The organism is Nostoc sp. (assembly GCF_036917395.1).
Lineage (GTDB): Bacteria > Cyanobacteriota > Cyanobacteriia > Cyanobacteriales > Nostocaceae > Nostoc.
This window is the reverse complement of record NZ_JBALDI010000029.1, coordinates 294467-309528: the sequence shown is the minus strand read 5'-3', so window position 1 is coordinate 309528 and position 15062 is coordinate 294467. Positions and strand designations below refer to the sequence as shown.

At 43.0% G+C, this 15062-nt stretch carries 10 protein-coding genes and 1 pseudogene; 5 read left to right on the top strand and 6 right to left on the bottom strand.

The annotated features are described in order from the left end of the window. The first annotated feature begins 95 nt into the window (after positions 1–95). Positions 96–464 carry a BON domain-containing protein gene (locus V7K46_RS12280; RefSeq protein ID WP_335113381.1) on the top strand — a complete coding sequence of 123 codons (369 nt, stop codon included), beginning with the start codon at positions 96–98 and terminating at the stop codon, positions 462–464. A gap of 70 nt (positions 465–534) precedes the next feature. Here the strand turns inward: V7K46_RS12280 and V7K46_RS12275 are convergent, their stop codons facing one another. The 3 genes and pseudogenes from V7K46_RS12275 to V7K46_RS12265 all read right to left on the bottom strand — a co-directional run bounded on the left by V7K46_RS12275 (position 535) and on the right by V7K46_RS12265 (position 3136). Further along, complete coding sequence (locus tag V7K46_RS12275; protein ID WP_335113379.1) at positions 535–1467, bottom strand: alpha/beta fold hydrolase; 933 nt, start codon at positions 1465–1467, stop codon at positions 535–537. A gap of 94 nt (positions 1468–1561) precedes the next feature. Further along, positions 1562–1699: pseudogene (locus tag V7K46_RS12270) on the bottom strand (transposase family protein); the annotation flags it as partial. 435 nt (positions 1700–2134) lie between these two features. Beyond that, the gene (locus tag V7K46_RS12265) at positions 2135–3136 is read right to left on the bottom strand and encodes a hypothetical protein (protein WP_335113377.1); all 1002 of its coding nucleotides are present in this window, start codon (positions 3134–3136) and stop codon (positions 2135–2137) included. On the opposite strand from V7K46_RS12265, the gene V7K46_RS12260 reads away from it, so the two are divergent. Then, a complete protein-coding gene (locus tag V7K46_RS12260) occupies positions 3123–3362 on the top strand; it encodes a hypothetical protein (protein ID WP_335113375.1) in 240 nt (79 codons plus the stop codon). The genes V7K46_RS12265 and V7K46_RS12260 overlap by 14 nt on opposite strands. A gap of 157 nt (positions 3363–3519) precedes the next feature. Here the strand turns inward: V7K46_RS12260 and V7K46_RS12255 are convergent, their stop codons facing one another. After that, the gene (locus tag V7K46_RS12255) at positions 3520–5727 is read right to left on the bottom strand and encodes a CHASE2 domain-containing protein (protein WP_335113373.1); all 2208 of its coding nucleotides are present in this window, start codon (positions 5725–5727) and stop codon (positions 3520–3522) included. Positions 5728–5950: 223 nt separating this feature from the next. Beyond that, positions 5951–6235 (bottom strand): hypothetical protein, encoded by a 285-nt coding sequence (locus V7K46_RS12250; RefSeq protein WP_335113371.1) that lies wholly within the window; start codon positions 6233–6235, stop codon positions 5951–5953. Positions 6236–6931: 696 nt separating this feature from the next. On the opposite strand from V7K46_RS12250, the gene V7K46_RS12245 reads away from it, so the two are divergent. From V7K46_RS12245 to V7K46_RS12235, 3 genes are all read left to right on the top strand, one after another. Continuing rightward, positions 6932–11731: a PAS domain S-box protein gene (locus tag V7K46_RS12245; RefSeq protein WP_335113369.1), complete on the top strand. Its 4800-nt coding sequence runs from the start codon at positions 6932–6934 to the stop codon at positions 11729–11731. A 146-nt stretch (positions 11732–11877) separates the two neighbouring features. Then, complete coding sequence (locus V7K46_RS12240) at positions 11878–12294, top strand: hypothetical protein (RefSeq protein WP_335113367.1); 417 nt, start codon at positions 11878–11880, stop codon at positions 12292–12294. 12 nt (positions 12295–12306) lie between these two features. Continuing rightward, the gene (locus V7K46_RS12235; RefSeq protein WP_335113365.1) at positions 12307–13497 is read left to right on the top strand and encodes a DUF6575 domain-containing protein; all 1191 of its coding nucleotides are present in this window, start codon (positions 12307–12309) and stop codon (positions 13495–13497) included. 557 nt (positions 13498–14054) lie between these two features. Here the strand turns inward: V7K46_RS12235 and V7K46_RS12230 are convergent. Further along, positions 14055–14693 carry a histidine phosphatase family protein gene (locus V7K46_RS12230; protein WP_335113363.1) on the bottom strand — a complete coding sequence of 213 codons (639 nt, stop codon included), beginning with the start codon at positions 14691–14693 and terminating at the stop codon, positions 14055–14057. Positions 14694–15062: the final 369 nt, after the last annotated feature.

Below are 15062 nucleotides of genomic sequence, written 5' to 3'. Positions count from 1 at the left end.
TTCATTTAATGCATCTCTTTTGATTGGTAGATGCGGTATTTTTGAAAAGCTTTTATACTCAGGTTTGATAAGCCTCTAATAGGAGAAAAGTTTTTATGGGTTGGTTACAAAGATTATTTGGAATGGAAAAACCTCAAAATGCCGAAGTAAATCCTACTCCGCAGTCAATAGCGGCAGATTCTAGTAGTAGTGTTGCTTCTACTGATACGCAATCAATCCCCCCAGAACGTCTGGGATTAAGCGGCGAATACGACCAAAGTGGCTTGGCAAAGCGGGTAGCGTTGGCATTTGATCAAGACCCCCAACTCGATGATGTTGATACCCTTTGGGTTGCTCAGACAGGTAGCACTGTAGTATTGAAAGGTAAAGTTCCCAGTCAAGAAATTCTCAACAAGATGATTTCTGTAGCTAATTCTGTGAATGGCGCTACAGATGTTGACACTAACCAAGCCACGATTGGCTAGATGTCAAGCAATTGAAAATTCAATAGTGGCAAAAATACTGGCTGGCGCGATCGCTCCCATTGCATAATATTTAGGGAGTAAGCAACGGTTGGCGATCGCCAACCCATCTCTCAATCCAATCTAAAATAGCTTGGTTGACTTTTTCTGGACATTCATCATGGGGACAATGACCTACGTCTGGTAAATTCAGCACTTCCAATTTTTTGTTGTACTGCGCGAATTGGTTGGCTAGGGCTGGGGGAACAAACCGATCCTTTTGTCCCCAAATTAATAGCATCGGAATTGTTAAGGTTGGTAACACTGCCTTGACACTGGGACTAAAGTTAATTCCAATGGCAGCTTTGAATAAAGCACTAAAAGCCCTCGCTGAACCTTTGTCTTGGGGAGGCCCTGCTAAAATTTCTATGAGTTCATCGGTAATCGCCTCTGGTTTAGTGTAGGCAAGACCTGCCCAGCGACGCAGCACCCCTGGACGACGCACGAAGTTAAACACAGGTTTTAGAATCAACGGCGAAGCGACAATATTTTTAATTGCTCTGACGACTGGTTGCAGCACAGGCGGAATTGCTTCTTGCTCTAGTGAAGGGTCGGGTAAACTCATCATCACCATACCCAACACCATATCGGGGTGGGTGGCCGCGGCGGCCATGGAAATTAGTGAACCGTTGGAATTGCCCACCAAAATTGCTGGTTGACGGATAAATGTTTTCCAAAAGTCGTAAACCTGCTCTACCCAGAGTTCGATGCTGTAATTAGCTGCGGCTTTTTCAGAAGCGCCAAAACCCAGCAGATCAATGGCGTAAACTGTGTGATGCTCACCCAACACCTCTAAATTATGTCGCCAATGACCAATGGAAGCGCCAAAGCCATGTAACAGAATCAGAGGTGTTGTCTTGTGGGTATTTTGGGCAGGGCGAATGTAAGTATAGCGAGTTTGCCAGCCCCGCCAAACCCAATCCCTTTGATTACCAACCCGCTCTTGCCAGTGTAGTGTAGTGGTCACAGTCTCCTCTAATTCATCAGTGTAAAAATACCATTATAAAACTTTGATTTTTCACCGAAGAGGCTCTTGAGCAGGGAGCAATAAGCAAGGGAGCGCTAGTTCTGCCACAAATCACTCTTACGATAGCAATCGTCATGATATCAATTAAATTGTGTCGTTTAGTGCGGTCAATTCGTAGGTCTTCTATTCCCAAAAAATGGTCAGCAATCGTAATTTTTGGTTTGAGCTTCATAGAGGGGAGAATAAGAATGTAATTCTTCTTTAGAGTAATCCAAGTAAAAAAATGCCCAATTGTGATTGCGAATGTAGCAAAGCGGAATGAAGCAATCTCTTCGTCTTTGTGATTGCAACTCTTGGAGACGCTGCGCGTAGCTTGTTTCCACGAAGTGGTACGCTCCACTGCGTTGCACTCGCAATGACAGACTTTGGATCATTCATTTATTTATTGGAACACTCTTAGAGCAACTGTTACAATACCATGTTCTTTGACCTGACTTTTCACGGTAAGTCCTCAAGCCCCGAAAAAGCGTGGCTTTTTCCACAGTCTAATTCTCAATAGCTTTTAGTTAATGAAAATAGCTAACGGAAAAATCAGGGCTTGGGAAACCCTCAAAATAACCTTTTCTACATACCGTGAAAAGTTAGGTTCTTTGACAAGCAGCCGGCGTTACGTTCCGAGTAGCTCAGGCACGAAGATGTCCTCGCACGTCAGCCGCCGCTTCGAGAGACCTTGTTCAAAGAAATAGCGCAAGAAAGTGTCGATCGTCTTGCGATTCGCTTCGACGCCGTATGGCCACCAATCATCAGGGAACAGGCGGCGGTTTTCGTCGAAGAGTGGAGTAAACCACGGTATCATAAGGTTCCCGTGTTGCTCCATTAAGCCTTTTTGATACTGCTCCATCGCAACGTCTTTCGCGTCGCAAAAGCCTCGGTATATGGCCTTTATGAGAGCCGGATGCTGCGTGAGAAGCTCTTTGCGAACTATGATCGTATGCATGATCGGGAAGATGCCGGTACGTCGGTAGTAGGCGCGTTCGACCGACTCGTAGTCGGGAAACAGTCGCGCGACTTGCGGTGAGTTATTCAGCACGCACTGCGGCGCAACGGCCGAGATGAACGCGTCGATCTCTCCAGCTTCGAGCATCGGCCCCAACGCTTTGCCTTCTGGCACCGGCATTACGTCGACGTTCGCAGGATGCTGTTGCGGGATGAAATCAAATGGTGGCATGTACCAATCAGAGGCACCGATGATCCAGCGGCACTGATCCGGCGTCACGCCGTACTCGTCCGAGAGAATCCCCTTTGGCCACACGCCCGCATCGTGGCCGTAAATCCCGAATTCGCCGATGGTCTTGCCTGCGAGGTCTTCCGGCTTTTCGATGCCACTCGATGTGTTGATGAAGATCGCCGAATGTCGGAAATTACGATTTGGAAACACCGGAAGCGCGATGAATGGCGGATCATCGAGGTCGAGGGTGCGTAGATAGAACGTCAATCCCAGTTCCGAGACGTCAAACGCGCGCTGCCGCACCATGCGCTCGAAAATGTCCGAGACAATGCGGGCGCTCTCGAAGCTGGCATCGACGCCATCGATCTTTACGGTGCCATCGAACAACGCACGCGTGTGGTCGTAGTTAGAGCAGCCAATTTTAAGCTTGAGATCGCTCATTGCACAGGTTCCTTCAGAATGCAGTCTTTCGTTTCAGATCATAGCGCCGCTATGCGCCGAACGCCGACGCACAGATGGTCTCAGTTGTCGGATGCGATTTTCTCCCGGTCGGCATCGCTCAACGATCGCCGAGCAGGTAGGCTACCAATCGGAAGCAGCGTTTAGTAAGGCATTCAAACGACAAAATAGACAATCTCCAGGAGAATATCGCGAGAGTAAACACTGAAAATAAATTCAGTTGAGTTAGTTGCTGAGTTATTGACACTTGATCTTAATAAACGCAAGTATTATCAGCAAGGTGAGAGAGCGATGAGGCTCAAGGGAAACGCATCTTATTTCCTAATAAAAATTATCGCGTAAAAAAATCTCCCCGAATCCTGAATTCAATTAATTGAAAAACGTTTTAAATCTTGTAAAACTGCGGCGGCTGATTGATAGCGATCGCTAAAATGATAACAAACCATCTTATCTAAAATTGCCGCTAGTTCTTCGCTGACTGGCGCTGTTTGCCGCCACATCACATTCCCCGTTTCTAAATCTGGATGAAGTTCTTGCGGTGGTATCCCAGTTATCGCTTGAATGCCAATCATTCCTAAAGCGTAAATGTCACTGCATAAGCGGGGATGACCGGCAAATTGTTCTGGAGGTGCATAACCCCGCGTCCCAATGGCCACTGTCGCTAATTCGGTTTGCTCACTATTTGGCGGTTGCATCAATTTGACAGCACCAAAGTCAATCAACACCAGCCGATTATCTTGAGCGCATCTAATAATATTAGTCGGTTTGAGATCACGATGAATCACTCGATGCTGGTGAACAAATTCTAAAACTTCTAAAACTTGTTTGAGCATCTCCATCACAAATGATTCGTTCTGCACATTCTGCACAGGTGGTAATTCTTCACTTAGGGTATGTCCCTCGATATATTGTTGAATTAAATAGAATTCGTGATCATCTTCAAAATAAGCAAGTAGTTCGGGAATCTGATCATGTTTACCCAAAGATTCTAATATTTCAGCTTCACTATTAAACAACCTGCGAGCAATCTCCAAAAATCGTGTATCTTGACGGGCTGGCATTAACTTTTTCACTACACAAGTAGGATTACCTGGTCGTTGAGTATCCTCTGCTAAATAAGTGCGACCAAATCCACCTGCACCAAGAACTTGAGAGATTTTGTAGCGTCCACTCAAAAGTAAATCACCAGATTTTATTTTTGGTGAATCAATTGGGGGAGGAAAGTCAACATAGGAGTCGGGAGCTACTGTTTTATCTTCTAAGAGTACATTTAATTGGGCGATCGCTTCTTGTTGTTTTTCAACTTGCAGAATAATCACCTGAGTTTGCCGCTGATTTTGGTAGCTAGTATAAGCAATCACACAGATACTACTAATTATTAAGGCAAGAGCAGAAGGTATTAATGGCACCCATCCAGCTTGAAAAAACAAAGCAACGCAGATTACTATTAAGCTAAGTAGAGTTGTCCCGTCCACCACTAGCAACAGCAACGGATTTTGCCACCGCCATGCGATAATTCCACCTAAGAGTGACCAGCCCCACATCCAAATAAGTTCTGCCCAGTCTGGCCAATACCAAATTAGAGGTCGCCCATCCAACACTGTACTAATGAGTTGACTTGCTATTTGTGCATGAATAAACAGAGCAGGCATTCTGGCTGGTTGATCTGGCAAAGCGCTGTAAGGTGTATAAAAGCTACCTGAAGAAAAATTAGCTGCTGTGGTGCCAATAATTACAAGACGGTCTTTGACTAAATTGGGGTTGACTTGGCCACTGAGGACTTGTGTAAGGGTTACTTGGTTGGCAAGGCTGTTGGGGTGATGGTAATTTAATAATATTTGATAGCCATTTGCATCCAGATGTTGGTAGCCACCAGAATTAGCTTGTAAACGCGGGAAGAGGGTTTTACCTAACTGAAATTCTCCTTTATTTGTAAATTGGTATTCAATGCCTTGTTTTTCCAGATAATTAATTGCTATTTGCGCCCCAAATGCAAATGATGTTGTACATTTCTTGTCTGTAGAGTTAGCAAATAACAAACTGCGGCGGAGAATTTGGTCGTTTTCATTGTCAGCAACTACATCACTAAACCCAACATTATCTATAGGAAAATTGGGTGGTGGTGGTATTTCATCTCTACCCAAGCTGCTGAACAAACAGGTGCTGATGATATTATCTTGATTTTGCTCCTTAGCTGCCAAATTGTTGTCTTCTGGTTGGAAAAGATATAAACCAACAATTCGCGGTTGATAAGACTCAATTTTATTTAACAGCTGATTTATGGTACGATCTGAGAGAGTCCATTTCTCTATTTTGAGATCCTCGTCAGTGATTTTTACCAGCAAAATCCGCCGATCAGGTGCTTCTGTCGGACGCGATCGCAACATTTGATCATAAACTATTAACTCCCAAGACTGCAACCATTTCAGTTCCCGAACTCCCCATATAAAGGCGGTAACTCCTACACTGGTAACCAAAATAATTTGCAACCAGCTTTTGTTCTTGGAAGTTTTACGGGAATCCTGAACTTTGGCAAAGGGGACACGAAGTTTTTCTAATAGTTCACTAATCACGGCGTTGCGACGGTAGCCTGAATTGGGTAGATGTTGCAGGCGCAGAAGTTAATTTTCTGACTTTAGGTGAAAAGCTAATTAATCTGAGCTTCTCTATTAATGTAGCAATTTACTTGCTGCTTAGAAACCTTGGTGTATTCCTACTTTTAGCTACGTGTAGCCTCACCCACAGAATCAGACAAGCGATGTCTAAGGGCGGGCTATTTGGCATCGCGCTATGCGGCTAATCATCTGTAAGAGAAGTTTGAGCATCTTCAACAGGACTGGCAATTGGGAAAGAAATAGGATTAGTTGATGAGGTTAGTGAATCTAGCTGAGGTTGTTCGAGTGATGCTTCGATGCTTGAATCATCGAAATAGGAGCCAAATATTTTATCATAGTTAGAAGCAACAGCTAAAAAAGCGCCACCCAAAATATAGATAGGTAATGGTAGATTAAATTCTTGCAACCAGTCAAACAGTTCTGCCAAGGCAAACAGCACCAAAAAGCAGGCAAGCCAAACTTTCATATTTTTATTCTCTGGATTGAAACAACTCTATTACTACTAGCTTAAATAGTTTGCATAAGGGACTGATAAAAAATAAATTATCCAAAATTATTTGTACATTTGTAGGGGATCTTGGCCTTCATTGGTGTCAACTTAAGGTAAAAGCCTCTCTAGATAAACCCTTCAGAGATTGCCTCGTGTTGCCTCGTTAAGAGTCTCCGACTGGGAATAGACCAGTTCGGGGGCTGCCGCCTCCTTCTCCTGGCGGCAGAGCCACCAGGGTATGCATTTCCAGCCAGAGACTGGAAACGAGATTTTATAAATTATCCAAAACTATTTGTACATTTTTAGAGGATCTTGGCCAAGATCCCCTACTTACAACCTCTATAACTGTAGATAGATGCAGTCAGAGTGATCGCAGATGCTATATTCCAGTATCTGGGAGAAAAATAAAAATATATTTACCTTATGCCTGCAATCGAACAGTTAAGGATTGCACAGTTGTTTGAAAGACTTGGCAGTGCCTCAAACTTTCACAGGTAAAACTGGCAACGATGTTAGGGGTTTCGTTCCACAATATAAACTGATGGGAAAACGGACGGACACGACCTTCCCCACTGGCTATGAAAGAAATTGAAAAGCTAGCTAATATACCAGATAGAAGAACCCGGTGAGGCGCTTTTAGCCAAATACTTTCAAAAATGAGGAGCAGAGACTGTGACTGCTGATGTTCCAGCAACTATCACCCAAGACATTGAACAGGTCTTAGCTAGGATCAGCGATGCTTTTATCAGATTGGATTGTGAATGGCGCTACACCTACGTTAATGACAAGCTAGCTGAACTAGCTGGGATCAATCAGGAAGACTTCTTAGGCAAGAGTATTTGGGAGTTTCCTGACAAAGTTAATAGCCTACTCTACACTGAACTGCACCGCGCTGTTGCCGAACAAGTTCCAGTAAATTTTGAGTATTTCTATCCAAAATGGGATCGCTGGTTGGAAAACCGCGTCTATCCCTCAGAAACTGGCGTATCAATCTTAATTACAGATATTACTGAGCGCAAACGCAGCCAACAGCTTCTAACTATACAATATGCGATCGCTCACATCCTCTCTGAGGCGACTACGCTTGTGAATGCGGTTCCAGCTATTCTCCAATCCCTTTGTGAAAGTTTAGGATGGCAAGCTGGGATAATTTGGAGTGGAGACGATGAAGCTAATGTTCTGCACCGCATAAGTAGTTGGTATTCATCTGACTTGGAGAAAGAACCATTCAACCAGCAGACAATTGCTTTTAATGAAGGTTTACCTGGTCAAGTTTGGGCAAGTGGTCAACCCGTTTGGATTTCAGAAGCCCAAGACGAGAATTTTTTTGCTGCCGCTATCGGATTTCCGATTCGGTTGGGTAATAAAATCTTAGGTGTGATTGAATTTTTCAGCGACCAAATTTCACAGCCTGACACCAATTTACTCCAAATGATCAGTGCGATCGCCACTCAAATTGGTCAGTTCATTGAGCAGAAGCAAACCGAGTTGTTACTGCAAGAAAGCGAGGAAAAATATCGCCGAATTTTTGAAACCCCAGGTGTCTCAATTGGCGAGGAAGACTTTACCATTGTTAAAGATTTAATTGATCACCTGAAAGCTGAAGAGGTTACAGATTTGCGGCAAGATTTGAGCCAACAGCAAGCTGCGCTGCGCGATAGTGAAGCACGCTACCGTTCACTGGCAGAAGCTAGCGCATCGATAGTCTGGAGGGCGGCACCTTGGGGCAACGTTGTTGATCATATTCCAACCTGGGAGGCGTTCACAGGGCAAAGTCCCGAAGAATATAAAGGATGGGGTTGGGTTGAGGCGCTGCACCCGGAAGATCGTTCCTCGATGGTGGCAATTTGGAAACAGGCATTTCCTACACGCAGTGTTGCAGTTGCCGAGTATCGTGTTCTACGACATGATGGCGAATACCGTTACATGAATATACGCGGTGTGCCTATACTCGACGACACAGGCGAAATCCGCGAATGGGTAGGAATGTGCGTAGATATTACCGAACGCAAGCAGGCTGAGGCAGACCGTGAGCAACTGCTGATACTACTGAAAACAGAGCAGACTCGCTTGATTAAAGCTAACGTTCTACTTGATACCCTCTTCAATAACGCACCTATAGGTATTGGCCTATGGGATGAGAAATTGAGATACGTTCGGTTGAATGACGCTTTAGCTGAGATTAACGGTTTTCCCCCAGAGGTGCATATCGGTAAGACCATCGCCCAACTGCTACCTGGGATAGATCCTGCGGTGATGGAAGCTTTGCGGCATGTGATCCAGACAGGAGAATCTATTGCCCAAGATACTAGTGGGGAGACACCCGCCGCGCCTGGAAAGCAGCGGTATTGGTCGGGAAATTATTATCCGATTAAACTACCCGATGAAATTACTTGGGTGGGCGCAATCTGCCAAGAAATTACCGATTGTAAGCTTGCCGAAGCAGAGTGTGAACAGCTATTTGAGCGGGAGCAAGCGGCTCGTGTTGAAGCTGAGGACGCCAAAGAGCAAGTTACCGAAATTTTGGAGAGGATCACTGACGGCTTTCTTGCTTTTGACAGTGAGTGGCGCTTCACCTACCTCAATCATGAAGCAAGCAGAAATCTGGGGCGTTCCAGCGAGGATCTGCTCGGAAAAAATTTGTGGTCAGAGTTCCCAGAACTTGCTGCTACTAGCTTTGGTCAGCTTTATCAAAGGGCAGTTACTCTAGGAATGCCGCTTGAGCTTGAAGATTATTACCCACCCTTGGATGCATGGTTTGCGGTTCGCGCCTATCCTTCACCCACAGGGTTATCACTTTATTTCCGTAATATTAGTGTACGCAAACTCTCAGAGGCAAAACTGGGCGAGAGTGAGGCATGTTTTCGGCTGCTGGCTGAGAATTCAACTGATATTATTTCACGCCATACAGTAAATGGAACTCTTCTGTACATTTCACCAGCTTGCTACACAGTACTGGGGTATCAACCCGAGGAATTAGTCGGTCGTCTCAGCTATGAGTTAGTTCACCCTGACGATCTGGCAGAGATTACGAAGAATTACCCAGTCAATGCCAATTTACCAGATATTTGTACTATTACTCACCAGGGTCGTCACAAAGACGGGCATTATATCTGGTTGGAAACAACTCTTCGAGCTATTCGCGATCGCCAAACTAAAGAAATTTTAGAGATGCAGACGTCTTCGCGAGATATTACTGAGCGCAAGCAGGTGGAGGAACAGCAGCGTTTTCTCGCTGAGGCTAGTGGGATTTTGGCTGCATCATTGGATTATGAGACAACCTTAGCCAGTTTGGCGCGTTTAGCAGTGCCTGAAATAGCTGATTGGTGCTTAGTTGATATTATTTGTGAGAATCAATCAGTCCGTCGGGTAGCAACAGTTCATGCCAATCAAGGGAAACAAGAATTGGTAGAAGATTTAGAAAATTATCCGCCTGATTTGACACAAACAGAAGGTGTTGCTGAGGTAATACGCACAGGCAAGTCACAAATTACTCATTTTCGTGAGGAACAGATGCAAGTGCCAACCCACAACGCCGCTCACCGAAAAATATTGCAAGAACTAAATCCGACATCTGGTATGAGTGTACCACTGATAGTTCGGGGACGAGTGCTGGGAGCTATAACTTTGGTATCTTCTTCAGGTCGTCGCTATGACACCAAAAGCCTGATGTTAGCAGAGGAGTTAGCTTGTCGGGCGGCGATCGCTGTTGATAATGCCCGACTCTACAAAGAAGCACAGCAATCTCAACAGGCGGCTTTACAGGCAGCATCTCGCACTGCCCGTCTGCAAGCTCTTACTGCTGCACTTTCTGAATCTCTAACTCCGACACAGGTTGCTGAAGTAATTGTAGAGCAAGGTATGGCAGCTTTGGCAGCTAGTTCTGCTTTAGTAGCACTAATGACTAAAAGCGGCACTGAACTAGAAATTGTGCGGGCAGTAGGTTATCAACAGGAAACGGTAGATTCATGGCGTCGATTCTCTATTAATGCATCCGCACCACTGGCAGAAGCAGTCCGAACCAAAAAGCCGATCTGGCAAGAGCCAACAACAACAAGGGTGGCTCGTTACTCACATCCTGCTCAGGAGGATGCTCAGTACAACTACGGGGCTTGGATTTCGATTCCATTGATTATCGAGGGACGAGCCATAGGTGGAATATCTCTAGCTTTTGCCGAAATTCAGGAGTTTAACCAGGATGACCATACCTTTATCCTGGCACTAGCACAGCAGTGCGCTCAAGCGATGGAACGTGCCCGTCTATACGAGGCAGAGCAAACCGCACGGGAAGCAGCAGAAAACGCCAACCGGATTAAAGACGAGTTTCTGGCAGTCCTTTCTCATGAGTTGCGATCGCCACTCAACCCAATTTTAGGATGGTCAAAGCTACTCCAAACCAAAAAACTTGATGAAAAGACAATTCCTCAAGCGCTGAAGACTATTGAGCGAAATGCTAAGTTACAGGCTCAACTGATTGAAGACTTGTTAGATATTTCCCGGATTTTACAAGGTAAACTCAGCTTAAATATCTACCCGGTTGACCTGACATCTGTGATTTCGGCAGCAATGGAGACAGTGCGGCTATCGGCAGAAGCTAAGTCAATTGAGATGCACATCAGCTTGGAACCAAATTTGGGACAAGTTTTGGGCGACTCCAACCGATTGCAGCAAATCGTCTGGAACTTGCTCTCAAACGCAATTAAGTTTACACCTGTGGAAGGACGGGTGGATATCCGATTGGAAAGCGTAAAAGGTATAGGGCACAGGGCACAGGAAACAGAAAATAGTCCGATGCTAAACCCTATATTTTATGTTCAAATCACAGTCAGCGACACAGGCAAAGGCATCGATCCTGATTTCCTACCTTACGTGTTTGAATATTTTCGCCAAGAGAACAGTAGCACCACCAGAAAATTTGGTGGACTGGGATTAGGGTTAGCGATCGTCCGTCACTTAGTCGAACTGCATGGCGGGACAGTCCAGGTAGAAAGCAGGGGGGAAGATCAGGGGGCAACTTTTACTGTAAGACTACCGCTGATCCAAAATCAATCAGAGATTAAACAGGAAAGTAGCGACTCAGAGCCATCCGCAAATTTGAATGGGGTAAAAATTTTAGTAGTGGATGACGATGTAGATACGCGAGAATTTATTGTCTTCTTACTAGAGCAGTATGGGGCAAATGTGACAGCAGTAACATCAGCAGATAAAGCCCTAGCCGCTTTAACCCAATCCTTGCCAGATATACTTTTAAGCGACATTGGGATGCCAGAAGTCGATGGATGTATGTTTATGCGACAGTTGAGAACACTGCCACCAGAGCAGGGAGGGCAAATTCGGGCGATCGCACTCACCGCCTATGCTGGAGAAATTAACGCCAAGCAGGTACTAGAAGCCGGATTTGACAAGCATCTTGCTAAACCAATAGAGCCAGCCGAGTTAGTAGAAGCGATCGCCAACTTAATAGCTGAATAAACCTACCTCTACCTTCATCTGCAAAAAGTAAAGGCTCAGAAACTTTACAGATTTTATCTACCAGTTGTAGTAAATTAATGCTAGTAGTCTAGTAAATAATTTATAAATGTACAAATAAATTTATTTTTGTATCCAAAAAACAAAGGATGACGTATTCAAAACACTTCCCAGATAACTGTCCTCCATCAGAATCTGATATTGCATCGGGGGAGTTTTACAGGTTTATTAAAAAGGCTCATGAAAGACCGCACCAAAAAGATTTTATATCTTGGCGGCAAGAATTTTCAGACAAGGAATGTCCTACGGGTCTATCCGAGTGTCAAGCCTGTGGAGTATCAATTTATTCGTCATTGGATGATGCCAAAAATTTATCTCTTAGAATCCCGCGTTTTAAGAATATGAAAATTGCGAAGGCTCTTTTGAGTGATGGACTGGGAAGGATAAAACATACTCCATCGAGGAATGGAAAATCTCATCATACTTGGTGGATACCAGAGGATAGCGAACCTTGTAAGGTTTTTGAACTAATTGATGCGAACCAAGAAGATTCCACTAAAACATAAACAGTTATAAAGATGAGTTTTTTGCCGGAAAGGACAATATTAGGACAGCTTGAAATCATAGAAGTTTATGACTTTTATGATAAGCCAGTATTGTTTTCCTGTAAAAATAAATCTGGATTAATTTTTATTGTACTTTGTGTAGATAGTTCGGAGTTTGCGGAGATATGGTTATATGCTTCCATGTCTTCATCTCGATTTCAGAGCGTAGTCCAAGGCGGAGTTGAGCTTAGAGATATATTTATTTATACAGAAGATGCTTTTGTCTATCAGGTAGAAATTCCTTATGAAGATGATCTGAATGCTGTTGTTAAAACTGTTGATTGCAATGAAATACAAGATGAATATTTGCCAGGATTAGGTCAAAGAATTCAATCTAAAGATAATTATGATGATCCTAATATTGAAACAGTTTCTACACAAAGAAGAAGAGAAATTCTAGACTTTGTTTTACAGTTTCCAGAGAAAGAGATTGCAGAAGCTCCTGTAGGTGATTTGGGATTAATTTTATATTCATTACAAGAAACAATTGATGCTATAGGACAAATAAAGCAAGGAAAATCAGAAAGCCACATAATACAACAAGAAGTAAAGCAAAAAACTCAAGTGGTTATGTCTGGTGTATTTAGTGGTTCATTTGGGATGCGCCTACAAGGTAATGTATATGAAGAAGATAGTTTAGGCTTAGGAGAGTCTTTCTTAGGGCAATGCTTAAAAGAATTTATACAGTTAATAAATCTTGGGGCAAACACAGAGGAATTACCACCTAAATTGAATGTATTAAAAAGCAAAACTGTTTTCAAGTATACTGAGTTATTAAAAGCTTTAACTAGAATTGGAATCAGTAAATTACACATAGACTGGGCTTCTCCTGGTAAAAAGGTGCAAACCGGAGAAATAGAATTAGAAACTATGTTTAAGGTTCTTGATGTCATCAAAAATACTAAGCTCAGAGCAGAAACAGAAATTTATGTAAATGTAATATTGACTCAGATTAATTACAGTAGTAGAACAACAACTTTACAAGAAGTAGGTTCTAGAAAAAAATACAAATGTTTTATAGCGGACTCTGCTATTAAAGACGTAGAAACTATTACTAAAACAATAGTGTATGTGGCAACTATTCAAGACTATGTGATATTATCTCCTGTTATTGACAAGGAAAAACACGAATATGAATTATTAAGTTTAAAGTTGCAAACTTAGAAAATAGCGAAATTAATTTTTAATTTAATCTTGTTTTCCTGGTGTTAAGTTTTGTTTTTTTAGTTAAAAAAACATCAATCTAGATAATAACTTTACTTTGTGCATATCTAAATGTAAATGAAGATAAGCAGCGTGCCATTGGCCAACGGCTGAAGTTTTAAACTCATTAATACTTAGTAGGTTGGTTGGCACGCTCATAGCCATTGTTGCAGGATGCTTTTACGTGATATAAAGTGTCGATTGGTATAATTGCTTGTACCAACACATTAGGGACATTAGTCATGTTAAATCTGTAAATTCCGACTTTGATATCAAAATTGGTAGCCTATACCGGGGCCTCTAGTGCAGTAGACATTGATACACCACCTTACAAACCACCAGCTAAGATGGGGTAACTTCAGATTAATTACTTTTTCTTGCCCTTAGGTTTCTTGCCTAAGTCCAATGAATGTCAGTTTTTTTGAGATAGGGAAAACTGAAGCTGGAAAGTTAGATTTTGTTGCCGCCTCCGCAGATATCATGTCAATAGTTTCTTGACAAACTACTAGTAGGGACTATTATGTTCCCGGACGAAAGCGAATATGATCGGGTATATGATGGCGATCGCCCAATATTTCTAACAAAGGACCATTAACGTCAAATTTAACCATACTTACTGACGCAACCAAAATATTCACCCGATAGCGATAGCGTCCCAAATCAATTCCCAGTAAACTGCAAAGCATAATCCGAATCGTGGCTTTATGGGAAACTACTAAAACATTACCTTGGGAATGTTTTTCTTGAATTTCAGCAATTACAGTCATAGAACGGTTAGCAATCTCTACCGCAGTTTCTCCACCAATGGGTGCATTCCAAGCGGGTTCTGTCAACCAATTTACATAATTTTCTGCGTAATTCTCTTGGGTAAACGATTTACTCTTAGTTTCCCATTCGCCGTAACTACCTTCTCTAAGTCCGTCACGCAACTGCATATCCATACCGATAGTATCACAAAATGGCTTGGCAGTAGCAATTGTGCGCTTCATCGGGCTAACATAAACAGCCTCCCACTTCAATTTTTGATAAACATCGGCAAAACTCTCTGCCATCTGCATCCCTTCTTTTGTCAACTCCGCATCAGTTTTACCGCAGAAATTACCACTTTGACTAAAAGTAGTTTCTCCATGTCGCAGTAAATATAAATTGAGTGTCATAGCTTGTATTGCAATTGGAATAAAGGAGTTTGTGCAAAAATAAAATACCATCAATCTCTCAATCGAGTATGTGACACCAGGACAAAGTAATCAACCAAAAAAGTCAGTTCCCTCACAAATTTTTGATTTCGTTGACAAAAGTAGCGGTTTCATCTATTACTCTAGTTTGAGCCGGGATACGGATACCGTTGGCAAATTCCCTAAACAGTTAAACTGAACCGATTGAGAACTTTTTGAGCAATTTTATCCCCTTAAGTAGTCAGATTAAATAATTGACTGGCATTGAATTATGTCAATACCGTAAAGGTCGGATTTAAAGAAATCATGAAAGCCTCGCGCTATTTGAATCTGGCTAAGGCTCAACGCTGT

Coding starts and splice junctions, on each gene's coding strand:
- V7K46_RS12230 (WP_335113363.1), bottom strand. CDS start 14,693: ATGACACTCAATTTATATTTACTGCGACATGGAGAAACTACTTTTAGT.
- V7K46_RS12265 (WP_335113377.1), bottom strand. CDS start 3,136: ATGAGCGATCTCAAGCTTAAAATTGGCTGCTCTAACTACGACCACACG.
- V7K46_RS12235 (WP_335113365.1), top strand. CDS start 12,307: ATGAGTTTTTTGCCGGAAAGGACAATATTAGGACAGCTTGAAATCATA.
- V7K46_RS12240 (WP_335113367.1), top strand. CDS start 11,878: ATGACGTATTCAAAACACTTCCCAGATAACTGTCCTCCATCAGAATCT.
- V7K46_RS12280 (WP_335113381.1), top strand. CDS start 96: ATGGGTTGGTTACAAAGATTATTTGGAATGGAAAAACCTCAAAATGCC.
- V7K46_RS12250 (WP_335113371.1), bottom strand. CDS start 6,235: ATGAAAGTTTGGCTTGCCTGCTTTTTGGTGCTGTTTGCCTTGGCAGAA.